Annotated in this window: 18 protein-coding genes and 3 pseudogenes; 5 read left to right on the forward strand and 16 right to left on the reverse strand. The window is 60.0% G+C overall.

Annotated elements, in window-relative coordinates:
• Positions 1–15: 15 nt before the first annotated feature.
• On the reverse strand, positions 16–801 hold the full coding sequence (locus JQC81_RS22695) for an isocitrate lyase/PEP mutase family protein (protein ID WP_203274081.1): 786 nt from the start codon (positions 799–801) through the stop codon (positions 16–18).
• A 284-nt stretch (positions 802–1,085) separates the two neighbouring features.
• Here JQC81_RS22695 and JQC81_RS22700 point away from each other — a divergent pair.
• A pseudogene (locus tag JQC81_RS22700) lies at positions 1,086–1,909 on the forward strand (IS5 family transposase).
• Between the two features lie 135 nt (positions 1,910–2,044).
• Here the strand turns inward: JQC81_RS22700 and JQC81_RS22705 are convergent.
• Positions 2,045–3,049, reverse strand: coding sequence for an MBL fold metallo-hydrolase (locus tag JQC81_RS22705; RefSeq protein ID WP_203274082.1), 1,005 nt, complete (start codon positions 3,047–3,049; stop codon positions 2,045–2,047).
• Between the two features lie 116 nt (positions 3,050–3,165).
• The gene (locus tag JQC81_RS22710) at positions 3,166–3,759 is read right to left on the reverse strand and encodes a dioxygenase family protein (protein ID WP_203274083.1); all 594 of its coding nucleotides are present in this window, start codon (positions 3,757–3,759) and stop codon (positions 3,166–3,168) included.
• 111 nt (positions 3,760–3,870) lie between these two features.
• Here JQC81_RS22710 and JQC81_RS22715 point away from each other — a divergent pair, with 111 nt between their 5' ends.
• Positions 3,871–4,809: a LysR family transcriptional regulator gene (locus JQC81_RS22715; RefSeq protein WP_203274084.1), complete on the forward strand. Its 939-nt coding sequence runs from the start codon at positions 3,871–3,873 to the stop codon at positions 4,807–4,809.
• 160 nt (positions 4,810–4,969) lie between these two features.
• Here JQC81_RS22715 and JQC81_RS22720 read toward each other — a convergent pair whose 3' ends face one another.
• The 6 genes from JQC81_RS22720 to JQC81_RS22745 form a co-directional block, all read right to left on the reverse strand.
• Entirely contained in the window at positions 4,970–5,884 is a 915-nt protein-coding gene (locus JQC81_RS22720; protein WP_203274085.1) for an NAD(P)-dependent oxidoreductase, read from the reverse strand.
• Positions 5,885–5,980: 96 nt separating this feature from the next.
• Positions 5,981–6,835, reverse strand: coding sequence for a fumarylacetoacetate hydrolase family protein (locus tag JQC81_RS22725; RefSeq protein WP_203274086.1), 855 nt, complete (start codon positions 6,833–6,835; stop codon positions 5,981–5,983).
• An 87-nt stretch (positions 6,836–6,922) separates the two neighbouring features.
• Positions 6,923–7,627 (reverse strand): GntR family transcriptional regulator, encoded by a 705-nt coding sequence (locus tag JQC81_RS22730; RefSeq protein WP_203274087.1) that lies wholly within the window; start codon positions 7,625–7,627, stop codon positions 6,923–6,925.
• Positions 7,628–7,707: 80 nt separating this feature from the next.
• Positions 7,708–8,571 (reverse strand): ABC transporter permease, encoded by an 864-nt coding sequence (locus JQC81_RS22735; RefSeq protein ID WP_203274088.1) that lies wholly within the window; start codon positions 8,569–8,571, stop codon positions 7,708–7,710.
• Positions 8,568–9,386: an ABC transporter ATP-binding protein gene (locus tag JQC81_RS22740; RefSeq protein ID WP_246520604.1), complete on the reverse strand. Its 819-nt coding sequence runs from the start codon at positions 9,384–9,386 to the stop codon at positions 8,568–8,570. Before JQC81_RS22740 ends, JQC81_RS22735 begins: the two co-directional genes overlap by 4 nt.
• The gene (locus tag JQC81_RS22745) at positions 9,386–10,408 is read right to left on the reverse strand and encodes an ABC transporter substrate-binding protein (protein ID WP_203274089.1); all 1,023 of its coding nucleotides are present in this window, start codon (positions 10,406–10,408) and stop codon (positions 9,386–9,388) included. Before JQC81_RS22745 ends, JQC81_RS22740 begins: the two co-directional genes overlap by 1 nt.
• A gap of 435 nt (positions 10,409–10,843) precedes the next feature.
• Between JQC81_RS22745 and JQC81_RS22750 the strand changes: the two genes are divergently transcribed.
• Complete coding sequence (locus JQC81_RS22750) at positions 10,844–11,464, forward strand: fumarylacetoacetate hydrolase family protein (RefSeq protein WP_312887570.1); 621 nt, start codon at positions 10,844–10,846, stop codon at positions 11,462–11,464.
• A 396-nt stretch (positions 11,465–11,860) separates the two neighbouring features.
• On the opposite strand, the gene JQC81_RS22755 is transcribed toward JQC81_RS22750, so the two are convergent.
• The 3 genes and pseudogenes from JQC81_RS22755 to JQC81_RS22765 all read right to left on the reverse strand — a co-directional run.
• On the reverse strand, positions 11,861–13,132 hold the full coding sequence (locus JQC81_RS22755) for an adenylate/guanylate cyclase domain-containing protein (protein ID WP_203274091.1): 1,272 nt from the start codon (positions 13,130–13,132) through the stop codon (positions 11,861–11,863).
• A gap of 105 nt (positions 13,133–13,237) precedes the next feature.
• Positions 13,238–13,393 (reverse strand): annotated as a pseudogene (locus JQC81_RS33400) (efflux RND transporter permease subunit); the annotation flags it as partial.
• Positions 13,394–13,556: 163 nt separating this feature from the next.
• Positions 13,557–13,715 (reverse strand): annotated as a pseudogene (locus JQC81_RS22765) (Atu4866 domain-containing protein); the annotation flags it as partial.
• A 402-nt stretch (positions 13,716–14,117) separates the two neighbouring features.
• Between JQC81_RS22765 and JQC81_RS22770 the strand changes: the two are divergent.
• Positions 14,118–15,209: an IS630 family transposase gene (locus JQC81_RS22770; RefSeq protein WP_203274093.1), complete on the forward strand. Its 1,092-nt coding sequence runs from the start codon at positions 14,118–14,120 to the stop codon at positions 15,207–15,209.
• A 307-nt stretch (positions 15,210–15,516) separates the two neighbouring features.
• On the opposite strand, the gene JQC81_RS34650 is transcribed toward JQC81_RS22770, so the two are convergent.
• From JQC81_RS34650 to JQC81_RS22780, 3 genes are all read right to left on the reverse strand, one after another.
• Positions 15,517–15,642, reverse strand: a complete 126-nt coding sequence (locus JQC81_RS34650) for a DUF7696 family protein (RefSeq protein ID WP_446685728.1) — start codon at positions 15,640–15,642, stop codon at positions 15,517–15,519.
• A 105-nt stretch (positions 15,643–15,747) separates the two neighbouring features.
• Positions 15,748–17,445 carry a methyl-accepting chemotaxis protein gene (locus tag JQC81_RS22775; protein ID WP_203274094.1) on the reverse strand — a complete coding sequence of 566 codons (1,698 nt, stop codon included), beginning with the start codon at positions 17,443–17,445 and terminating at the stop codon, positions 15,748–15,750.
• A gap of 246 nt (positions 17,446–17,691) precedes the next feature.
• On the reverse strand, positions 17,692–19,404 hold the full coding sequence (locus JQC81_RS22780; RefSeq protein WP_312887571.1) for a methyl-accepting chemotaxis protein: 1,713 nt from the start codon (positions 19,402–19,404) through the stop codon (positions 17,692–17,694).
• A gap of 298 nt (positions 19,405–19,702) precedes the next feature.
• On the opposite strand from JQC81_RS22780, the gene JQC81_RS22785 reads away from it, so the two are divergent.
• Positions 19,703–22,036: a putative bifunctional diguanylate cyclase/phosphodiesterase gene (locus tag JQC81_RS22785; protein WP_203274096.1), complete on the forward strand. Its 2,334-nt coding sequence runs from the start codon at positions 19,703–19,705 to the stop codon at positions 22,034–22,036.
• Positions 22,037–22,049: 13 nt separating this feature from the next.
• Here the strand turns inward: JQC81_RS22785 and JQC81_RS22790 are convergent, their stop codons facing one another.
• On the reverse strand, positions 22,050–22,604 hold the full coding sequence (locus JQC81_RS22790) for a hypothetical protein (RefSeq protein ID WP_203274097.1): 555 nt from the start codon (positions 22,602–22,604) through the stop codon (positions 22,050–22,052).
• Positions 22,605–22,755: the final 151 nt, after the last annotated feature.

Raw genomic sequence — 22,755 nt, forward strand, 5'->3', positions numbered from 1 at the left:
AGTTCTGGTACGTCGCTAATGGGAGAATGGATTGGTCTCCTGAAACGCGGCCCTTGCCGCATCCTCCAGAGCGCGCATCGCCAGAAGGTACGGCCCGGGCCCGTGGCTGATCCGTGCCACACCCAAGTCCACAAGCCTCGCGGTGAGCGGCGTTTTCTTCCCGACCATGATGTTCACCGGGAGCGGTGAGCCTTCGACGAGGCGACCAATGAGTCTCTCGTCGACCAATCCTGGGACGAATAGACCGTCAGCACCCGCCTCGGCATAGATCCGACCACGCTCGAGTGCCGCCTCCACCATACTCTCGTCGTGATGCTCAGGTCCGGACTGGAAGAAGATGTCCGTGCGAGCGTTCAGGAAGGCCGGGATCCCGAGTGCGTCGGCCGCGGCTCTGGCGGCTTGGAGACGGGCCGCTTGGTCGGAAGCCTCGCGGAGTGCCCCATTCTCCGGGAAGCTGTCTGCGAGATTGCAGCCGATGGCTCCTGCCTGCAAGGCGCCCGAGACGGTCTTTCCAACGGCCGAGGGATCAGCCCCATAGCCGCTCTCGAGATCAACTGTCACCGGAACCTCAGTTGCCTGGACGATCCGTTGTAGGTTCGAGAGGCAAAGGTCGAGGGCCATCTTTTCACCATCTGTGAAGCCGTATGCGGCTGCGACTGACCAGCTCCCGGTTCCGAGCGCCTGGGCACCGCTGGTGCCCACCGCCTTGGCGGAGCCGGCGTCCCAGACATTGAACAGGATGAGCGGGCGACCAGGGACATGGAGCGACCGGAAGACCTGGGCTTGGTTAGACTGGTTCAATGTGTTTTCCTCACGGATTGGGATATGTCGGAGCGGTTCTGTACCTGTTCTGAGGCGGTTGTTACTCGCACGTCCCTCGTGCCAACGGAGCGGTCGTTCACGCACCAACAAGTGGAGCCGAACGTGGACGAGCAGCACCCCACAAGCTTTTGGGCTTGCGGCCTGATCAAGTGCCTTACCGGCTTAGCGACACATCGGCTTGGGAAAAGTTGCTCTTGTTGCTGCTCCTAGGGCGCTTCTGCAAAGGGGTTTCATGTTGGGCGTGATCTTCCTATCTGAGGCAGGTGAAACGTTACGAGTTGACGGACCGGCAGTGGCGGCGTCTTGAGCCGCTTCTGCCGCCCGAGCGGCCGCAAACAGGGCGGCCCAACCACCATCACCGCACCATCTTGAACGGCATTCTGTGGGTCCTGCGCACGGGCGCGCCCTGGCGCGATCTGCCCGAGCGCTTTGGTCCGGTCGGCACCGTCTCCAGCCGGTTCTACCGCTGGCGCCAGTCCGGTCTGTGGCAGGCGATCCTCTCCGCCCTGCAGGCCAAGGCGGATGCCCGGGGTGAGATCGGCTGGGACCTGCACTTCGTGGATGCCACCGTTGTCCGGGCGCATCAGCACGCCGCCGGCGCTCGCCGGATCGGCGCTATCGGGGGGGTAAGGTTCAGGACGAGGCTCTGGGCCGCTCCCAGGGTGGGTTCTCGACCAAGCTGCACCTGCGCGCCGAAGGCAGTGGCAAGCCGATTGTCGCCGTGCTCACGGCAGGCGAGCGCCACGAGCAGATTGCCCTGGAGGACCTGCTGGATGGCGGGGCGGTCCGCCGCCCGGGACGAGGGCGTCCGCGCCTGCGGCCGCGGCGGTTGGCTGGCGACAAGGGCTACTCCAGTCCGACTGCCCGCCGCCGGTTGCGCCGGCGCCGGATCTCCCCCGTGATCCCCACCCGCAGGAACGAGCGCTCGCAGCCGGGTTTTGATCGTGAGGCTTATCGGGAGCGCAACAAGGTCGAGCGCCTGATCAACCGTCTCAAGCAGTTCCGCCGCGTTGCCACACGATACGAGAAGCGCGCCACCAACTATCTCGCGATGGTCACCCTCGCCATGATTATGCTCTGGCTATAGCCCTTTGCAGACGCGCCCTAGAAAGTTGGATGTGTGTCCAACGCCATAAGCTGTCGAAATTCCTGGGACCACAAAGGGCATCACGAGGGATAGCACGAATGGGCTCACATCCCTGCGTAGCGAGATGTGCGTTCCTCAGCCAGTGAAATCCCACGCCTGCGGCAGCCAGCGATAGCCGCTTCCGGTTCGATAGAGACGTCCGAGCCCGGGGAACGGGAAGTGAAAGCCAAAGAGAAGCAGGTTGTCCGCTGCCGCGCGGTCGAACAACCGGTTGCGCGTCTGCCGTGCCGCCTCCCCGTCAATGTCCACACCGGGCATCCAACCCTGATCGATGTTGAGCAAGGGATGATAGGCGAGATCCGCCGTCACCATGAGTTGGTCGCCGCCTGACGCAATCAGCAGAGCTGACATACCCGGCGTGTGCCCATGGGCCGGGACGGTCATAATGCCGGGTAGGACCTCGCGCCCAGGCTGATAGCGGATCACGTTGCCGGCAACAGCCTCCAAGCTAATCTTGATGTTCCGGATGAAGCGCTCCTGAAAATCGCGGGGCATCGGCAGGTGGCTGAGATCAGGCTCATTGATGTAGAAGAACTGCCAGTCCGGTTCCGGAACATAGACCCCAGCCTTCGGGAAGGCTGCCGTTCCATCCTGATTGCGGAGATTGCCTACGTGGTCGGGATGTGTGTGGGTGATAACGATCGCTTCGATGTCGCCAGGTGCAAGCCCCAAGTCCGCCAATCGGCTGATCAAGCGGCCACCGTTCGGTCCCATTGCCAGGTTCGCACCGGGATCGATAAGGATCCTGCGGCTGCCCTGCTCAAGCAGCATGGCGTTGAGCTGAAGAGGAAACTGGCTCTGCGAGAGGTGAGCGGCGCCTAAGACGGCATCAAGTTCAGCCTGCTCGGCATCCCTTGCATAGATCCTGATGTTCCCGGCGATCGTGCCATCACTGATGATCGTGGCCCGGATGTCGCCGATGTGGAACCGGTATGTGCCCGTGTTAATGCCTGCGGAGACGGCGACCCGACACGGGGCTTGTGGAGCCTGTGCAGCGGCGCGGCTCACACCGAGCCCTGTGACGGCCCCGATGCCTGCTCCGGTGAGGAGTAATCTGCGGCGAGAAAGAATGCTGGTCATGACAAGAGCTCCAAAAGAGATAGAAGTGAGGACGTGCAGTTCCTTGCGGAGCCCTTGAGGTCTCCGTTCGTCGAAAGCTGCGAGTTGGCAGATGTGGGGCTTGGCTGCGCAGAGGCTCAGGCGATCACGAAGTCGTATCGCCCAAGGCGTTCGGAGGCGATCTTCTCGATCTCGAGCAGGAGCTGTGGGGTGAACTGGTAGTCGCGCTCATTGCCCGGCTCGCCAGGGAAGAAGAGCTGCGTTGTCAGAACCCGCCCTCCAGGACGCTGCACCTTGAAATGGATGTGGCGTGTGCGGCCGGTGTACAGTCCTGGGATGATGGTGGTGAACGACCAGCGGCCTCCCCCATCCGTTCTCTGATAACCCCGCAGGCGATTGCCGGTATTATCGTACTGCCCGTTTCCATCGGCCTGCCACAGCTCCACGACGGCATCAAGGATAGGGCGGCAGGAACGATCAACCACATGGCCGCCGATCCTCAGGCGCACGCCGCCTGACAGCTCGGATGTGAGATCACTCCGGAGCGGGCTCTGCGGCTTGTAGAACGGTCCTTCCGTCGATGACGGGGTGATCTCGTGATCATCGCCGCAGGCTGGCGTGAGCGGCACCGGGAAGGCGGATGTCTGCGCAGAAAGGTGGCGGGCTAACAGAAAGGTCAGTGCAGGTGTTGCAAAGAACCCAGCGACAAGATCACGTCGAGTGACGCTCATGTGACACTCCTCAGGACTGGAGATCCGCTGCTCATGGAGAAGAAGGTGTCACATACTGAACATGCCGATAAGCTGCACAATCCTGAATGATCTGATTAGGCTCGCTTAACAATGAAGAGCATCGACATTGGTGATCTTGAGGTGTTTGCCGCCATTGCCCGCAGCGGCAGTTTCCGCAAAGCAGCGACTGTGCGAGGGGTTTCAGCCTCCGCCCTGAGCCAGACGATGCGGCTGCTCGAGGAGAGGCTGGGTGTTCGTCTCCTGAACCGGACGACCCGGAGCATCGCCCTCACCCAAGCGGGCGAGCGCCTCCTGGGGCGCCTTGTCCCTGCGCTCGATCAGGTCCAGGAGGCGGTGGACGAGATCAACAGCTTCCGGCAGACACCAAGCGGCACGGTTCGGATCAATGCACCCGCGCCGGCGGTGGAGCATATTCTCGCGCCGCTCATCAACCCGTTCCTGAAAGAATATCCGGAAATCAGCCTTGAGATCATCAGCGATGCTGCCAAGGTTGATATTGTCGCGGAAGGTTTTGACGCCGGGGTACGCTTTGGCAAGCAACTCGCCCGCGACATGATCGCTGTGCCACTCGGACCGTCTCTGCGTTACGTCGTCGTGGGATCCCCGGATTATCTCGCGAAGTATGGGGCTCCGCAGAATCCGGCGGATCTCCTGACGCATGTCTGCATCCGTCAACGTTTTCCCGGCGGGACGATCTTCACCTGGGAGTTTGAGAAAGCGCGCAAGAAGGAGACGATCACGCCGGAAGGTCGTCTGACCCTGAACGACGCCCGCCATATCACGCAGGCCGCCGTGGATGGGCTTGGCCTGGCGCGGGTCCTGGAGGATTTCGTCCGACCGTTACTTTCCGATCACCGGCTTGTGGAGGTCCTCGCCGATTGGAGCCCGCGAATCCCCAGTTGGTACCTCTACTACCCGAGCCGTCGCCACACGCCGGTGGCCCTTCGCGTCTTCCTCGACTTTATACGCAGAAACAGTCACTCGAACCCGGCCAATGCAGACCAAGCGATCCCAAACCAGATGTCCTGAAGGTCGGCTTGGGGTCAAAGTGTAACGTTGAGCGCTCCAAACGATGGTCCGCTTGTCACGCCTTTGCGGAAGTTCCGCGTTCTTCCGGAACGTGCCACAAGCGGGCGTTTAGCCAATGAGCGTGGCGCTCGGCCGATTGTCGCGCAGGAGTATAAGTCACTCAGCTGCTGCCTCTTTCCTCCGCAGCTCTGTCTGATGCACGGCTGGGCCAGTATCCGGCTAGACTGGTCCCATCCCGGGGGCCCCATCCCTGCTGGCTCGCCTCGTCGTAAACCGAGAGAGTACGCTCGGCGACAGGAAGTGCGAGGCCCAGCTCGGCGCCCTCCGCAAGCATGGTTCGAAGATCCTTCCGGAAGGAGTCGATGTCGAAAGTCACCGGTTGCGGCGCGTCCCCACGCATGCCCTTTGCGATCATGGCTCCACGCGCTTTAAGAATGTTAGCGCCGCCGGACGTGTCCGAGAAGAGGTCGACAATCCGCTCCGGTTCGATGCCAAGATGACGGCAGAGAGAATAGGCTTCCCCGAGCGCTTGGTAATAGACGACCAGGGGAAGGTTCACGGCAAGCTTCAGGCTCGCCCCTGCGCCAACCGGGCCAGCATGCTCGAAGCGACGGCATAACTGTTCAATGATCGGGCGTGCGCGGGCGACATCCTCGGGGGTCCCACCGACGAGGCCGATCAACCGCCCTTCACGAGCCGGACCTGTTGATCCGCTCACCGGGCATTCCACGTAGGCCGCACCCTTTGCTTTGACCCGTCCGGCTAAGGTTCGCTGGGTTCTGGGCTGAACCGTGCTCATCTCGATGAAGAGCCTCGCGGTTAGGTCAGCGGACAGAATGCCTCGATCGCCATTGAACACCTCATCCAAGGCGTTTTCGTCCAAAAGGCACGTGATGATCGTCTCAGCCTGTTCGACAACCGCAGCCGGAGATTCCCCAAGAGCTGCGCCAGCCTCAACAAGGCTCTCAGCTTTTCCAGGCGTGCGGTTCCAGATCACGAGGTCGTGGCCGCAACTCTGAAGTCGGGATGCAAGAGCAGCGCCCATGCGTCCAAGCCCTATGACACCAATCCTCATCAACGTCTCCTGATCTTCGCCCTAGCTGATAAGCCCCTGCCGGAGAGGCAACATGACAAAGCGGTGCCGCCTCTCGATCCTGCCGCGGGGGAAAAGCTAGACTTGGCCGTTCCAGCTCCTGACTAGTTGCTCCTGCTCGCCAAGGCCTTCGATGCCCAGTCGAACGCGATTGCCGGAACGCAGGTAGACTGGCGGCTTCATGCCCATGCCGACGCCCGGCGGTGTCCCGGTCGCGATCACATCTCCAGGTTGGAGGCTCATGAACTGGCTCAGGTAGCTCACCAGGAACGCAGCCCCGTAGACCATAGTCTCCGTGCTGCCGTTCTGGTAGCGGTTGCCATCCACCTCGAGCCACATGCCCAGGTTCTGCGGATTGGGGATTTCGTCTCGTGTAACGAGCCAGGGGCCGATCGGGCCGAAGGTGTCCGCGCTCTTGCCCTTGGTCCATTGTCCTGAGCGTTCGATCTGGAAAGAGCGCTCTGAGACGTCGTTGACAACGCAGTAGCCTGCGACATGCTCGAGCGCCTGTGCCTCGTCCACGTACTTGGCGGTTTTGCCGATCACGATGCCGAGTTCGACCTCCCAGTCAGTCTTCTCGGAACCACGCGGCATCTCGATGCCGTCGTTCGGCCCGCAGATCGCACTGGTCGCCTTCATGAAGATGATGGGTTCGGGCGGGACGGCCATGCCGGACTCGGCTGCATGGTCGGAATAGTTGAGGCCAATGCAGATGAACTTGCCGACCTGCCCGACGCAGGGGCCGATGCGCGGATCGCCTTCGACGCGCGGGAGCGTGGAAGGATCGATGCTGCGCAGCCGCTCGAGGCTGCCGGACGACAGCGCCTCGCCGGTAATATCAGGAACGATGCTGGAGATGTCGCGGATGTTGCCATCGCGGTCGAGAACGCCGGGTTTTTCCTGGCCGGGTGGGCCGTAGCGCAGCAGCTTCATGGGGCTTCCTTGCTCTTTGAACTTTTGAAGGTGAACGTGGTCAATTGTAGCTCAAGACGCGGTCCGTTTAGCCGCGTCCCAATCCTGTTAGCTGGGCATGGACGGATCGAACCGAACCTTCGGCGATGGTTGGATCTGATCCTCGATGTGCCTGAGCGTCGTCTGGTAGTGCTCGACGAGCCGCTCGACGGCCAAGTCAGCCTTGCGATCGAGCACGGCCTCCATGAGCCCACGGTGCTCCTCTAGGGTATTGCGGTAGCGTTTTGAGGAGGCCACGGAGATGAAGCGGTATCTCTGGGCCTGATCCATCAGATCCTTGCAGATGCCGATCAGAATCGAGGAGCCGCAGGCAGCGATGAGGGCAAGATGATAGGCCCGATGCCGCTCCTCCCAAGCCGGGTTGGTGCTGGTATCTTCCTCGGACAGCTTCCATGGTGTGCGGGAGAGGTGATGGAAGCATACGACAATCCGCTCCTCCCAGGCTTGATCACCATTCCTGATAGCCTCTTCGAGGGCCTTACCTTCAAGCCAGCACCGGGTCTTCACCAACTCGCGCCAGCCCTCGATGCTTACTGGGGGCACGAAGAAGCCACGCTGGTCTTTTCGCTCGACCAGCCCTTCGGAGGAGAGACGGTTGAGAGCCTCCCGGACCGGGTTGAGACCGGCGCCATACCGGTCGGAAACGAAGTCGATCAGGAGCTTTCGTCCTGGCTGCAACTCGCCGTTCAGAATATCCTGGCGAAGCCTCTCGTAGACGGAGGTTGCCGCAGTTATCTTTTCGATCTTGTTCATGACGCAACCTGCGCAGGTTTTGGTTCAGAGCCGAATGTCCCGGCGGACGGAGGTCAACCGCCGGGACATCGTCTTACCTGTTATTGCGCAAGAGTCTCCTCTGTGACGCTCTCCTTGTGCCAGAAGACGAACCGGCGCTGGGCCCAGGCCACGATCCAGAACGTCGCCAGTCCGAGCAGACTGAGGTAGATGATCAGCGAGAACACGCGCGGGGTGTTGAGCTGGGCGGCCGCCACGCGGATCAGCTCACCAAAACCCTTGCCGCCGCCCAGGAACTCGCCCACCACCGCGCCGACGACGACGAGCACCGCAGCATTCTTCAGACCCGAGAAGAAATGGGGCATTCCGATGGGGAGCTTCAGCTGCACTAACGTCTGCCAACGGCTTGCTCCCATGGTCTTGAACAGCATGCGGGTATTCTGGTCGGCAGCATGAAGGCCTGCCGCCGTTCCGACGATGACTGGGAAGAAGGCGATGAACGCGGCGAGCGCCACCTTGGATGCGATGCCGAATCCCAGCCATGACACGAAGAGAGGTGCAAACGCGACCTTGGGCATGGTGTTGATGGCCACGAGATAAGGCATGACGGCCCGCTCACCGAACGCGGTCTCGCCCACGAGAACTCCGAGAGCGAAGCCGAGCACGACAGCGATCACGAAACCGAGGAGAACCTCCTGCGTCGTGATCCAAAGTGCCATGAGCATGTAATCGCCCGTCAGCAGGTTCCGCCCGACGACGAACAGATCCTCAATCGTCTCCAGGGGAGACGGAAGAATGATCGGTGAGACGAGTTCGATCAGATAGACGATCTGCCACACGACCAGAAAGCCGATCAGCAGAGCCAGCATAGACACCCAACGCGGGACCCGGTCGATCCAGGAAACGCGCTCCGCCCAAACGGTTTGCTCGGGAATTGCGGGGGCCAAGACTTGTGCTTGGGTCATTGGAACGCTCCCTTGTCGAGGTGACTGCGGATGCGGTGGACAAGCGCGCCGAAACGCGGATCGGTCATCATGTCCAGGGTTCTCGGTCTGGGTAGATCGACCGTGATAGCCTCGACGAATCGCCCTGGGCGAGGCGACATCACGTACACCACATCGGAGAGGATCACTGCCTCGGGAATCGAGTGGGTCACAAGAAATGTCGTGGCATTGCGCTCAAGGCAGATCCTCTGCAGCTCCATGTTCATGAAGTCGCGGCTCAATTCGTCGAGTGCGCTGAACGGCTCGTCGAGCAACAGGACAGCGGGCTCCGTAATCAGCATCCGACAGATCGCCGCACGCTGCGCCATGCCTCCGGAGAGCTCGCCCGGATAGACGTTCTCGAAACCTTTCAGGCCGACGAGATCCAGGAGCTGGCGCGCCTGATCATGCTTGGCGCGGGCTGCCCCCTTGCCGTCGCGAATCTCGATCGGGAGGACGATGTTTTCCAGGGTGGTCCGCCACGGGAACAGGGTCGCCTGCTGGAACATCATGCCGATGTCCCGGCGCGGCCCCATCACCGATTTACCTTCGAGTACCACGCTGCCCGATGACGGCGGCTGCAGACCCGCCATGATCTTGAGCAGGGTGGATTTCCCGCACCCGCTCGGTCCGATGACGGATGAGAAGGTGCCCTCCCGCAGCACCAGATCCACCATGTCGAGAGCTTGCACATTGCGTCTGACGAAAGTCTTGCTCACGCCTCGCAGTTCGTACACCGGTCGGCCCATGAGGCCGACCGGAGCAACAGCTTCTCCAGCCATCGAGACTACCGCCATCACTTCGAACCCTTGTTCCAGGCGTCGACGAACTGATTGGTGTATGCAGCCTTCAGATCCGGGAGCGGGCTCTTGAGGACACCTGAGGCCACGGCGCTCTTGTGCCAGAGTTCCCAATGCTCCGGCGGCTGGTAGCCCCAGCCCTTCGACTTGTCGAACGGCGTGATCCGCTCCTTCACCTGCTCGAACAGGGCAGCCGACAACTTGGTATCCTCGCCCTCCTGTGGGTTTCCAGCCTTCGTGTGCTGCAGGACCTTGTCCCTGTTCTCAGGCTTGAGTCCAAACTCTGTCGCCTGAACGAGGACACGGCCGAATTTCTCGACAGCCTGTGGGTTCTGGTCGATGAAAGATTTCATCGCCGCATAGCCATTGCCGAAGTAGGACAGATACTGCTCGGGCGTGATCTCCCGCAGATCGATCCCTCTTGTTTCCATGATGGCCGCATCGCTGACGGCCGCCGCATAGGCCTTGATGTCGCCGCGCAGGAAAGCTGCTGCGGCAAGACCACCATCACCAACAGGCAGGAACGTGAAATCCTTGCCTTCGTTCATCTTCTGATCGGTGAGGATCGCGCGGGTGAAACCAACCTCTGCGCCATCGGCCGTGCCGACGCCGATCACGGCTCCTTTGAGATCGGCTGGCGTTTTGATTGCCGACTTCTCGGGGACGACGACGCCGAAAACCGATTTCGCAAAGTGATTGTAGATGAAGACTACATCGACGCCGCGGGCGCGTGCGGCGAGAACCGGCGCTGGCCCAGGCTGCCCGATTTGCGCCTGACCGGCGGACATGGCCTGCAGAACCTGAGAGGAGCCGTCGACAGCCTCGACACTCACATTGAGCCCCTCTTTCTCGAACATCTTCTCACCGATTGCGACGTAGAGCGGGAAGTTGTTCACGGCCGACGGATTCGGAAGGACCACCGTTATCTTCGTGGGCGCATTCTGCGCGCTGGCGACGCTCATTGCCCAGGGAACAAGGGCAAGCGTTACAGCTAATCCAAGAGCTTTGCTCATCTTCATCGACGTTTCCTCTCCTGCATTCTGCTGCTCATTGGCAGTGCCAGCGTTTGGTGCGGCACCTAATGATGTACGCGTTGGTTCAGCATGTCAAAAAAATGTATGATCTATTTTCCTTTCTTTAATCACTGCAGTTACGCTTATATCTTGTGCAAGGCACAAAATACGCCAAAAAATCTTGTACTTCTGTTGTGCGTTGCGGAATTTGCAACGATTTATTATAAGTTTTACGTGGCATTACTATACGAAAGTACAGCTCGCGTGCGACATATAAAATACATTTTATGTCTAGCTAGACGACAATATCGGTACTGCAGGTCGGCACCCGGATTCGGGTGCAATTCTTGGAGGAAGACAGCAATGGACGCAGGTTCCTGTGTGATAGCGCCCCCGGCTCGCGCTTTTCTGCCGGTGGCTGGAACGAGTCAGATATTCCCGGTGCGCAGGATCTACTGCGTCGGCAGGAACTATGTCGCCCACGTGCGCGAGATGGGAGGCGACGAGTCCCGGGATCCGCCTATCTTCTTCCAGAAGCCAACCGACAGCATCGTTCAGGATGGGAGTTCAATTCCCTACCCTCCCATGACAGGTAATTACCATTACGAGTTGGAACTGGTTGTCGCGATCAAGAAAGGCGGAAGGGACATCCCAGTCGCCGATGCGCTTGATCATATCTATGGCTATGGCATAGGCCTCGACATGACCCGTCGCGATCTTCAGATGGATCTCGGCAAGAGTGGTCTGCCCTGGGAGGCTGGAAAGGCCTTCGACGAGTCGTGTCCCTGCAGCCCCCTTCACCCTGTTGAGCAGGTCGGGCACATCTCAGAAGGCTCCATCTGTCTCACCGTGGATGGCGAGACGAAGCAGGATTCGGACCTCAGACTCATGATCTGGAAAGTGCCGGAAATCATCGCGAACCTGTCCAAGTATTTCATGCTGCAGCCAGGCGACATCATCCTGACCGGAACCCCTGCTGGCGTTGGCCCGGTAGTGCCTGGCAATAAACTCGTGGGCAGCATCGATAGGCTGGGAAAGCTGACAGTGCGGGTCAGTGGTTAACGCAGCCTCCTTGGTGCAATGAGTATCCAAGCACGGGCGAACAGCGGCCGGTGCTTGGATACAATAACAATGCCCCGCATCTTGTATGTTAACGGCATTCCCCAAAGAAGAACAAGGGGACCGTAAATGTCCTGCGCTGAATGTCCGCAGAGGGTCATCTTCTGCCGATTCCCAATCATTTGCGAAAGTCTGGTTCATTTGGGTCAGCTGTCCTCCGACTATTTTCTCAGATCTGCCGATTGACGACTTTCCCCGCACACAGGCCGATTTTTTCAGACTCTGCATTAGGTTACCTGCTGGTTGGTTAGACCGATGGGTAATTCCTAATGCAACTGCCCTCCCGCTCGAACCGGAAGTCGACGTGGACGGCGAACTCCCGGTCGATCGTCTGCCGACTCAGCAATTCGGGGCAGCCTGACTAATCGGCGCCTGCTCCGGCTCCTCGGTTTCCATCCGGGATGGGTCGAGCGTAAACAGTTCCTGCGGGCGGTTGACCCCTCTCAAGGCGTAACGGCCAACGGAAACGAGGCATTCCTGCTCGGCCGTCGAAGCAGCCGCGAAGAAGGCAGAGGAGACCAGAACATCTCGTTCCACGGAGCGACAGAGGGCGGCGATCCGGCTCACCTCGTTCACGGCTGGGCCGACCACCGTAAAGTCGAGGCGATCCTGGCTGCCGATATTGCCGTAGAAGACCTCGCCAATGTGAAGGCCGAGATAAGCATCGGCCACCGGCAAGTTGCCGACTAGGCGGTCGCGGTTGAGCACTCGGATCCTAGACTGCATCAGCTGCTCTGCCTTAAGAGCGCACCGGCAGGCCTGGCCCGGATCCTCTTCCTTGAAGATAGCAAGAGTGCCGTCCCCGATCAGCTTGAGAACATCACCACCGGCGTCACAGATCGACGAGATGATGGCTTCCGAGTAGTCGTTCAGGAAAGGAATGATCTGCTCCGGATCGGCTGTCTCGGTGATGTGGGTGAAGCTGCGCAGGTCGCTAAACCAGAGAACCGCCTGGATCCGGTCGGTGACGCCACGGGCGATGCGCCCTTTCAGAACGAGGCTGCCGGCATCACGCCCAAGGTAGGTTTCGACAAGTGTCTTGGCGATGCGTGCAAGCGAGGCGCATTTCAGGGCGAGCATCAGGGGCGATGCAAGCTCGCGGACAAGCGACAGCTGCTCGTCTGTAAAGCCGGCCTCGATGTCTGTCGTCCAAGATGAGTAGAAGGAGTCCATCTCCCCGATGATACCCTCGGCCTCGAAACGATGAATCAAAACGAGATAATCCGTCTGCCCCTCTGCGCGCAGATCCGCCAAGACGGAGAAGTCCTCGACATGACCCGGCCCTATCCGCCGCCGCAGGAAGTTCTCTCCGCTCATCAGGAGATGATAATACGTGCTCCGGCGCCAGTTGGCGGCGGCCTCGCCCCCGACATTCGTGCGGCCATACTCGACCATGTGGTCCAGATCGCCCTGATCATCACGGCGCCAGCGGAAAACGCGTCCCTCATGAATCGGATGCAGCGTGTCGATGACGATGTTTACGCGCGCGACCGGCATGCCTCCGGCCGCAAGGCGATGGCAGAAGCCGTGAAGGAGCTCCAGCTCTGTCATGCCGGTCAGCCCGGCCTCCGTGACCCATCTGACGATGTCTGCTGCCTTGCCGCTATCCATGGCACGGTTCCCCTTCGTCCCGAGTCTACCGGTAGCCATCGACTACCGCAAACGGAGTGGTCAGTCATCTCCGCACGCGGATCAAGAGGCTCCTCGTCGTTTTGCCTATTCTGCCGGAGAAGACTGAGATCCCGCTGGCTCAGACCGCTTTACCGTCACGTAGAAGACAGGCGTGAGGAACAGGCCGAATAGGGTCGCGCCCAGCATGTCGGCGAACACGGCCGTGCCTAGGGCCTGTCTCATCTCAGCTCCAGGCCGATGGCGATCAGGAGTCGACTTTTCACGCTCGGTCGACTGATTGTCATCTTTTACGCACCGAGGTGGTCCGAATCCAGACGTCCGAGGAGTGCCGGGACAGTGCATAGAAACCCGGTCGGGAGCACTGGAGCTCGACCGGATTGCCTCGGATATAAAGGGTTCTGTTTCACTTGCCTTCTCTGTAAAACAGCATTCCGCCATGATGAAGGACGCCCTCAATGAACTCGCCGTCGGCCGTGAAGCCCGTATCGTCCCAGTAGTTGATTTTGGTGCCGCGGATCTCGTAGCGGCCCTGATAGGCGCTCTTGCGAATGCTCCGAGCTTGCACGGGCCCTGACAGAGCTCGGAATCGAGGCAGACCCGAACTCGTATGCACCGTCCTTGAAGATGGCGGCCTGATCGATGGCACCGGCCCTGATCACGGCTAAGGACGGCACCTTTAGGGAACCCACGTTCGGCTGCTGCGTTCCTATGCCGGTCAAGCTTCGGACGTAGCGACTATGACGACCTCAACGGATGTAAAAAAACTCATCAGAGAGGCTCAGGCGGCTAGGGTGCGAGCTCACCTTCTTTTTCGGCTGGAAAAGTGGCGCAAGGCTCGTCTCGCCTTGCAGAAGGCCGCGTAGGCAGAGCGCTGTCCAGCGTTGCTAGTGGTGCGAGTTTGAAGTTGATTTGCAGTTTGGCGATGCTGGGAGCAGTCTGAGAGCCTCTCCTTTGGGAGGCTGCCATGACCCGTGGACCCAAGCCGGCTGCGTTATTCCTCTCGCCAGCAGAACTGGAGACCCTGCAGAGCCTTGTTCGCCGGCGAAGCACCCATCAGGATATCGCGACGCGGGCACGGATCGTGCTCGCTTGTGCCGATCCTCGCGCCACCAACACCGCTATTGCCCAACGGCTCGGCGTCAGCCGGCAGAGTGTCGTCACCTGGCGTCAGCGCTTCCTGGCCCACCGCCTGGACGGCTTAAGCGATGCTCCCCGCTCCGGTGCACCACGTCGGGTGGGCGATGATGAGATCGAGCGCCTCATTGCTCTGACCCTAGAGACCCAACCGGCTGACGCCACGCACTGGTCTACCCGTAGCATGGCCAAGAACGTGGGGCTGAGCCAGACCATGGTGTCGCGCGTCTGGCGCGCCTTCGGGCTGCAGCCGCATCGGCAGGAGACCTTCAAGCTGTCGCGGGATCCTGCCTTTGTTGACAAGGTCCGGGATGTGGTCGCGCTTTACCTCAATCCACCTGACCGGGCGCTGGTGCTGTGCGTGGACGAGAAACCGCAGATCCAGGCGGTTGAGGGCACGACGCCGGTGCTGCCGATGCGCCCAGGACAGGCCGAGCGCCGCAGCCATGATTACAGGCGCCATGGCACCACCGACCTGTTTGCGGCCTTGAACGTGAAGACCGGCAGCGTGATTGGCGCCTGCACGAAGCGGCATCGCAGCCAAGAGTTCCGCGCCTTTCTGGATCAGGTCGAGGCGTCGGTCCCGGCGGATCTGGACGTGCATCTGGTGCTCGACAATGCCTCCAGCCACAAGACGCGTCTGGTGCATGACTGGCTGGTGAAGCGACCCCGCTGGCATCTGCACTTCACCCCGACCAGTGCCTCATGGCTCAACCTGGTGGAAGGCTGGTTCTTGATCCTGACCCGCCGCTGCCTGCAGCGCGGCACCTTTGTCAGCACCGATAGCCTGAAGGCTGCAATCCAAGACTACATCGAGCAGACCAACCGGGATCCTAAACCGTTCGTGTGGACCAAGTCCGCCGACGAGATCCTGGCCAGCATCAAACGCTTCTGCCAACGCACTTTAAACTCACACCACTAGTCTTCTCGAAATTGCCACGATCACTTCCCAAGGCAAGGCGAAGATTCCTTTGCCCGGAGGTGCTCATGAGTTTCGATGGCCACGAACGGCCGTTCCCGTCGTGGTTCCCATACTTTTTCGTTGGGCTGATTGTAGCAGGCGGCCTTGCCTATTACGCGTTGCACTAGCGCCTGCCGGCGCGGACATCCAGGAGCTGCTGCATGAGAGTTCTCAGAGTCTCGACAGCCTCTGGACCGCGCAAGGCAACAATCCCGCGCTCGAGGGTTTTGCCGTTTTCGTCCTTCTTGCCGTTGAAGAACTCCTCGCGCTAGACCTTGGACATCTTCAGAATAGCACGGGCTTCGCATTCACGCTGCCACTCCTCCGACCAGGTGTTGACCGGTTGGCCAGTCAGTTCGGAGATAGCGGTGGTGTCACGAGAGTATGTACTCATGCCGAATGGTTCACCTGGAAATATGCATAAAGCGTTGATGGATCAAAAAAGACCGGGCTGGTGGGCCCGGTCCTGGTAGCACAACAGAAGTGGTAGCTTCCAGCTCTATGCAGCTTTCACACCGGACAGGAAGGTTGAAACCTCGCGACTGAGGTCGTTGGAGTGGCGAGAAAGCTCCTGAGCCGCGCCTAGGACCTGCGAGGCCGCAGCGCCCGTCTCCCCTGCCCCGTGCTGGACGTCCACGATGCTCCCGGTCACCTGCTCAGTACCGCGGGCAGCCTCCTGAACATTGCGGGCGATCTCCGCGGTGGCCGCGCCCTGCTCCTCCATTGCTGCGGCAATGGAAGTGGAGATCTGGCTCATCTCGGTGATCGTGCGGGCGATCTCCTGGATCGCCGCTACCGTCTGCTGGGTCGCCTGCTGCACTGAGCCGATCTGCTGTGAGATCTCGTCAGTCGCTTTGGCCGTCTGGGTCGCCAGCTCCTTCACCTCGGAGGCCACAACCGCAAAGCCCTTACCGGCTTCACCCGCGCGCGCCGCTTCAATTGTGGCGTTCAGTGCCAGCAGGTTAGTCTGCCCTGCAATGGTGTTGATCAGCTGCACCACGTTGCCAATCTTGTCGGCGCTTGCGGCAAGCTCCTGGACCGTATGGCTGGTGCGCTGAGTGCCCTGGACTGCCTTATCTGCCACCTGCGAGGACTGTGCCACCTGAGAGGCTATCTCACGGATGGAGATAGACAGTTCCTCGGTGGCGGCGGCAACCGTCTGAACGTTGGCCGATGTCTGCTGGGCAGCGGAGGAGACGGTCACCGACTGCTGAGTGGTCTGGCCGGCCACCTGGGTCATCGACTGAGCGGTGGCTTCCATTTCCGTCGCGGCGGACGACAGGCCCTGGGTCAGGGACGACACGTTCTGCTCGAAGCGCTTGGTGAGGTTATCCAGCACTTCGGCGCGACGCATCTTGGCCTGGTTCTCAACCTCCTGCTCGGCGGCGAGGCGGCGGGCTTCAACGGCGTTGTCCTTGAACACCTGTAGCGAGCGGGCCAGTTCACCCACCTCGTCCTTGCGGTCTGTGCCGGTAACATCAACGGCAAGATCCCCATTTGCAAGACGGACCATTGCTCCTGTCATGGCGCCCATGGGACGGGCGACCGCGAACACAACGATGGAGCCCAGAAGCGCAATGGCAAAGAGGATGCCCACCACGGAGGAGGCCATGAGTGTCATGGCGGTCGACGACGCGAGGGCCTCCGCCTCCTCAGCGGCGACATCAAGGCCCTTCTGATTGGCTTCGATGCGTTCGGTGAGAAGATCGCGAACTTTGCGGCGTGCGTCACGGCCTTCTCCATTGGAGATTTCGAGTGCAAAAGAATCCTGATCCCTGACGGCGTAACTGACGCTGGCGTCCATCAGAGTGAAGTACTTGCTGAGCTCCGTTTTCAGGCTCTCGTTGATGGCACGGCGCTCTGGGGAGCCGGAGAGCGCAATCAGCTCGTCCGCGTGTTGGAGCGCAAGCTTCTTGTACTGCTGGTACATTGCTTCACCGCTCTTGAGCCGATCAGAAGCCTCGGACGAGACCAGGATTAGGTTTTTTTCCTGGATAGTTGCTTCGTTGACTTCGGCATTGATCTTCAAAATCGTGGTCAGGCGGGCGGTTTCGATGTCAGCCAGTTCCTTGGTGTCGGCCGACATGGCGGACAGGCCGCGCTCAGCCATGATCACCAAACCAATTGTGACGGCCATAAAGACGGCGGCCGGAATAGCGAGTTTTACAATCAGCTTCAGATTATCAAGAAAACGCATTGTCCAACAATGACCTGCCCGCATCGCCGCGGGAGGCGCGCGCCACTTTAGCGCACAGATTACCAGGTGAAGAACCACTTAGCTGACGAAGCTTACGTAATGCTTGATTGGAAGAGCTATAAACTTTGCTTATATGCGGAAAACTCTTTGCAGCCGATGCAGACAGTTCAGAATCGAAACAACCGGCCTCCGCTATGAGAGGCCGGTCTTCTTCATGTCGGTTTGCAGGATAAGTTTATCCGGAGATCATGCCGCTTTCACGCCATGTAGGAACGTGCTGACCTCGCGGCTGAGATCGTTGGAGTGGCGTGCTAGCTCCTGAGCGGCTCCCAAAACCTGGGAGGCTGCGGTTTCCGTCTCCCCTGCCCCGTTCTGAACATTCCGAATGCTACCCGTTACCTGCTCTGTGCCGCGGGCGGCTTCCTGGACGCTGCGGGCGATCTCGGCTGTGGCCGAGCCCTGCTGCTCCATCGCGGCCGAGATCGAAGTCGAGATCTGCGACATCTCGGAAATCGTGCGCGCTATCTCCTGGATGGCTTCCACCGTCTGCTGGGTGGCCTGCTGCACCGAACCGATCTGCTGAGAGATCTCCTCGGTCGCTTTGGCAGTCTGGGTAGCCAAGTCCTTCACCTCGGATGCCACGACGGCAAAGCCCTTGCCGGCCTCACCGGCGCGGGCCGCCTCGATGGTGGCGTTGAGGGCCAGTAGGTTCGTTTGACCGGCGATGGTGTTGATCAGCTGAACCACGTTACCGATCTTCTCCGCACTAGCTGCGAGCTCCTGGACCGTTGCGCTCGTGCGCTGGGTGCCGGCCACGGCCTTCTCCGCCACTTGCGAGGATTGGCTCACCTGGGAGGCAATTTCACGGATTGAGGCGGACAGCTCTTCCGTCGCAGCCGCGACGGTCTGCACATTGGCCGATGTCTGGTGCGCAGCTGACGAAACGGTAACCGACTGATGGGTCGTCTGGTTCGCCACGGAGGTCATGGTTTGAGCAGTTGCTTCCATCTCGGTCGCTGCCGCTGACAAGCTCTGCGTCAGGGAAGAGACGTTTACCTCAAAGTGCTTGGTGAGCTGGTCGAGAGCCTCAGCGCGCCGGGTCTTAGCGTCAGCCTCAAGAGCTGCTTGTTCGTCTGCAAGCTTCTTGGCGATCATGGCATCTTTGAAGACTTGAACGGAGCCAGCCATCTGGCCAATCTCGTCGCGACGTCCGGTGCTCTCTACCGCCACACTGAGGTCACCGCTGGCTAGGGACCGCATATTAGCGACCAGCTGTTGGATCGGCTTGGAGATGCTCCGGCCGAGACCGAAGGCAATGCCCATCAGGATCAAGGCAGACACACCCACGAATGCGAGGAACACATTCCGGTAGGTGGCGTTGATGGCTGCGAGGTCATCGATATACATGCCCGCTGCCACAACCCATTCCCACTGCGGAACGGACACGGCATACACCGTCTTCGGAGACGGCACGGTCTCACCGAGCTTCGGCCAGAGGAAGTTCACAAACCCGCCGCCTCTCTTGCCTGCCTCAACCTGCTCGCGGGTTACATAGGTGCCGTTTGCGTCTTTGACGTCCGAGAGGTTCTTGCCTTCGGTCGCCTTGTTGGGGTGCATGATTACGAAGTTGGTATAGTCAAGCACAACGAAGTAGTCGTTCCCGTTATAGCGCATTGTGCGCAGGGTGTCGGCAGCACGCTTCTTTGCCTCCTCGACCGTCAGTTCACCTTTCTTTGCGCGCTCTTCGTACCCTGCGATCAGGGTAGTGGCGGTTTGGGCAAGGCTCTTCAACTCCGCCTGCTTCCGCTCAAGCAAGATACTCGAGATCGTGAGTGATCCGTATATGGACAGTGCAATCAAGGCGAGAATGCTTGCCGCAATACCTGCGTAAAATCTGCCTGTAACGCCGGAGAACGCTCGCATCAGTGGGTTGCGAGTATTAGAAATCGAGTGTGACATTTCCTCTGTTTTGGCCCGCCCGCATCACCGCGGGAAGCGCACGCCCCCTTAGCGCGCATAAATCGGGCCTTTACTCCTTAGAGTGCACACCTTGTCTGGAGCTGTTCTAGAAATCGTAAATTCGGGGAGCCCCGGCTCTCCCCCGCTGCCCGCTGTCACAAGGAAATGCATCGTAAAGAACTATATTGCAAAATTCGAACTTGATCAGCACATCTGCGACCTTTGGCTGACTTGATCCATCGGCCAATGCTCAAGCGATACAGCTACCATTAACGTATCACTCGCCCCAGAAGAAGCCATGAACCTCGACGCTCGTACCCTCGCATTCGATTTCATTTTGACTTTGGTCATCCTGGGCGGGTTGCTCTTCTTCTTTTGGAACCATAACCGGAAGATCAGTGCTCTCGCCTGGTGGAGTGCCACCTTTGTCCTGAATGCGATCGGCATCGGATTGGTCAATCTCGCCCCTGGGCTGCCAGTTCATCCAAAGCTGATGCTGGCGAACGGCTTGGTCGCACTTGGCTATGGGGCTCTTTATACCGGCGCCAGGATCTTCAACGAACGGCCGATCTCCCGACTAGCGCTTGTCGTTGGCCCAGCGCTCTGGATGCTGTCCTATCCGCTGTTCCACGACAACATCGGAGCGCGGGTCACGGTCATCTCACTGATCACCGGTGGCTATGCGGCTTTGTCCGCTTGGGAGCTCTGGAAGCACAATCCTCACCGGCTGACTTCCCAGAGCGCCGCTGTGGCTCTCCTCCTGGTGCTCACCGCCTTCAGCCTGTTTCGCGCCGTCGCAGGCTTGCCGATGGGCTCGATGTTCAGGGTTGATGCCCTCGTCAGAAGCTGGTCGTCGGAGATGGCCCTGTTCCTGATCGTCTATGTCCCGGCGCTCGCCTTTGTGTTCTTAGGCATGGCCAAGGAGCGCATCGAGGCTGGTTACCGCGATGTGGAGGAGGCCCTCCGGGAGAGCGAGGAGCATTATCGCTACTCTGTGGAACTCAGCCCGCAGATCCCCTGGACGTCGGATCCGGACGGCAACCTGCTGCAAGTCTCGCCGCGCTGGCACAGCCTGACCGGCCTCCCGATCGAGCAAACGCGGGGCTGGAAGTGGATGGCGGCCATTCATCCTGACGATGTGCCCCTGGTCCAGGAAAAGGCGAGCCGGTCATTGAAGACAGGTAAGCCCTATGTGTCCGAGTTCCGGGTGAGGCTTGTGGATGGCACCTACCGCTGGTTTCGCGGTCACGCGTCGGCTCGCCTTGGCCGGGACGGAGCAGTCCTGCGCTGGTACGGGATGATCGAGGACATTCATGAGAGGAAACTTGCCCGGGATAGACTGCATTGGGCAGCCTACCATGATGACCTGACCGGCCTGCCCAACAGACGGTTCTTCTACGAGCAGGTTCAACGGGCCCTCGACCAAGCAACCAAGGCTCAGACCAAGGTTGGGCTGCTGCTGATGGATCTCGATCACCTCAAGCTGGTCAACGACCGGCTCGGCCATGATGCCGGAGATGCGCTCCTGCGGGAGTTTGCCAGGCGCCTGCAATCACTGGCCGGGGACAGGTACGCGGTTGCGCGCCTGGGCGGCGACGAGTTCGGCTTGCTTCTGCCAGAGGTCGAGCACGAGGACGAAGTCGTTGCGATTGCGCGGCTCATCCTGAACCGGATGCAGAACCCGCATCCGGAGGATGACCCAGCCCATGATTGCCGCACCAGTATCGGACTGGTTGTCTCTCTAGGCTTTGCCATGAGAGTTGAGGATCTGCAGAAACAGGCGGATCTGGCGCTCTACCAGAGCAAGGCGGCCGGTCGCGGCATGCACATGATGTATAATCCCACCATGAGCGAAGTAGCCCAGAAGGTGGCATCCGCTCTTGAGACTGCCGGTAGGCTTCTCTCCTCGGATTGGGTCAGGCCATTCTACCAGCCCAAGATCTCGCTTGATTCGGAGGAGCCGGTTGGCTTCGAGGCCTTGTTGCGGTGGGAGCATCCACGACTGGGCATTCAGTATCCCGGTCCAATCTCGCCGGCCTTCGATGATACGGAACTAGGCTCTGCCCTCGGCGCCCGCATGCGCTCTCTGATCTTCAAGGACATGAGGCAGTGGCTCGATGCCGGACTAACGTTCGGCCGAGTGGCCGTTAACGTCTCCGCTGCCGAGTTCCGCCACGGAGATTATGCCGAGTGTGTTCTAGCCGAGCTCAAGGGATTCGGCATCCCGACCTCCTGCCTAGAGGTGGAGGTCACCGAAAGTGTGTTCCTTGATCGCAATGCCGGGAACGTGGAGCAAGCGCTCCAGGTCTTGAGCGCTGCCGGTGTGACCATTGCTCTTGATGATTTTGGCACCGGCTATGCCTCGCTTACTCACCTGAAGCGGTTCCCGGTTCACGTGATCAAGATCGATCGCTCGTTTATCAGGGACATCGAGTGGGATGCCGGGGACGCGGCTATCGTGAAGGCCCTGCTGGGGCTGGGGAAGAGTCTCCACATCGAAGTTGTCGCTGAAGGCGTGGAAACTGCGGCACAATTGGAGTTCCTGAAACGGAATGGCTGCAGGCTGGTGCAGGGACACTATTTTGCCCAGGCACTCCCCGCAAGCGAAGTTCCGCAACTGATGGGAACATAGGCCTCAACTGCTCCTACTCGTCCCCTGTCACCGCCACCGTGTCGATCTTTGGCATCTCCGAGGGCGCTGGGGAGAGGTTCAGCCGGATGAGGACCTCGTAGACAGATTGCGGACGACAGCGATCCTTCTGCGCGGCACATCGCTCGAAGTGGTGCAGATACTCGCCACAGCGAGAGGGGCGCTGAAACGGGGGCAGTTCGGAGCAGTAGGCATAGGCCTGCTGGATGATAGCGGCAGAATCGGAGGAGGTTACCGCTTCCTGCTGGAAAATGTCGGTGATCTTCTGATGGGTAATGATAACCGAGGCAGGGCCGAGAAGGATGGCAAGAGCTATAAAGCCATGGTGGATGTTCCGCATCGGCTTACCTGAAGCCGTTATAGTTAAGGCCAAGTTAATCGAATTCTGGCCTTTATGAAGGCAGGCCGTTTGGAAACGAAGCAAAACCGACGCAGTTTGTCGCCGGACCTTTGCTGAAACAGCCGCGTGCACTAAGTCCTGAACGGCGGGTCCGGCCTTGAACAGAGAGGCCTCCACGAACCACAAAAACCGGCCCCAGCTCTTCCTCACCTCCTCCTTACCAGAACTGACCCTCATGACCGATCAACTACGTCACCTGACGCCGCCTGCTCACCCAAGCACGAGGGTTGTGTCGCAAGCCTGGAGAGGGGACAAGAAAGGGACAACCACTCGCTAGCGCGTTCAGGCCGCGAGTAGCTCG

Origin of the sequence: Microvirga arabica (genome assembly GCF_016811235.1) — a bacterium.
GTDB lineage: Bacteria > Pseudomonadota > Alphaproteobacteria > Rhizobiales > Beijerinckiaceae > Microvirga > Microvirga arabica.

Bases quoted from the DNA above. Each gene is read 5' to 3' on its own strand.
- JQC81_RS22740 (WP_246520604.1), bottom strand. From the start codon at position 9,386: ATGGCGGTAGTCTCGATGGCTGGAGAAGCTGTTGCTCCGGTCGGCCTC.
- JQC81_RS22705 (WP_203274082.1), bottom strand. From the start codon at position 3,049: ATGACCAGCATTCTTTCTCGCCGCAGATTACTCCTCACCGGAGCAGGC.
- JQC81_RS22735 (WP_203274088.1), bottom strand. From the start codon at position 8,571: ATGACCCAAGCACAAGTCTTGGCCCCCGCAATTCCCGAGCAAACCGTT.
- JQC81_RS22715 (WP_203274084.1), top strand. From the start codon at position 3,871: ATGAAGAGCATCGACATTGGTGATCTTGAGGTGTTTGCCGCCATTGCC.
- JQC81_RS22780 (WP_312887571.1), bottom strand. From the start codon at position 19,404: ATGTCACACTCGATTTCTAATACTCGCAACCCACTGATGCGAGCGTTC.
- JQC81_RS22725 (WP_203274086.1), bottom strand. From the start codon at position 6,835: ATGAAGCTGCTGCGCTACGGCCCACCCGGCCAGGAAAAACCCGGCGTT.
- JQC81_RS22775 (WP_203274094.1), bottom strand. From the start codon at position 17,445: ATGCGTTTTCTTGATAATCTGAAGCTGATTGTAAAACTCGCTATTCCG.
- JQC81_RS22785 (WP_203274096.1), top strand. From the start codon at position 19,703: ATGAACCTCGACGCTCGTACCCTCGCATTCGATTTCATTTTGACTTTG.
- JQC81_RS22770 (WP_203274093.1), top strand. From the start codon at position 14,118: ATGACCCGTGGACCCAAGCCGGCTGCGTTATTCCTCTCGCCAGCAGAA.
- JQC81_RS22755 (WP_203274091.1), bottom strand. From the start codon at position 13,132: ATGGATAGCGGCAAGGCAGCAGACATCGTCAGATGGGTCACGGAGGCC.
- JQC81_RS34650 (WP_446685728.1), bottom strand. From the start codon at position 15,642: ATGAGTACATACTCTCGTGACACCACCGCTATCTCCGAACTGACTGGC.
- JQC81_RS22710 (WP_203274083.1), bottom strand. From the start codon at position 3,759: ATGAGCGTCACTCGACGTGATCTTGTCGCTGGGTTCTTTGCAACACCT.
- JQC81_RS22720 (WP_203274085.1), bottom strand. From the start codon at position 5,884: ATGAGGATTGGTGTCATAGGGCTTGGACGCATGGGCGCTGCTCTTGCA.
- JQC81_RS22745 (WP_203274089.1), bottom strand. From the start codon at position 10,408: ATGAAGATGAGCAAAGCTCTTGGATTAGCTGTAACGCTTGCCCTTGTT.
- JQC81_RS22730 (WP_203274087.1), bottom strand. From the start codon at position 7,627: ATGAACAAGATCGAAAAGATAACTGCGGCAACCTCCGTCTACGAGAGG.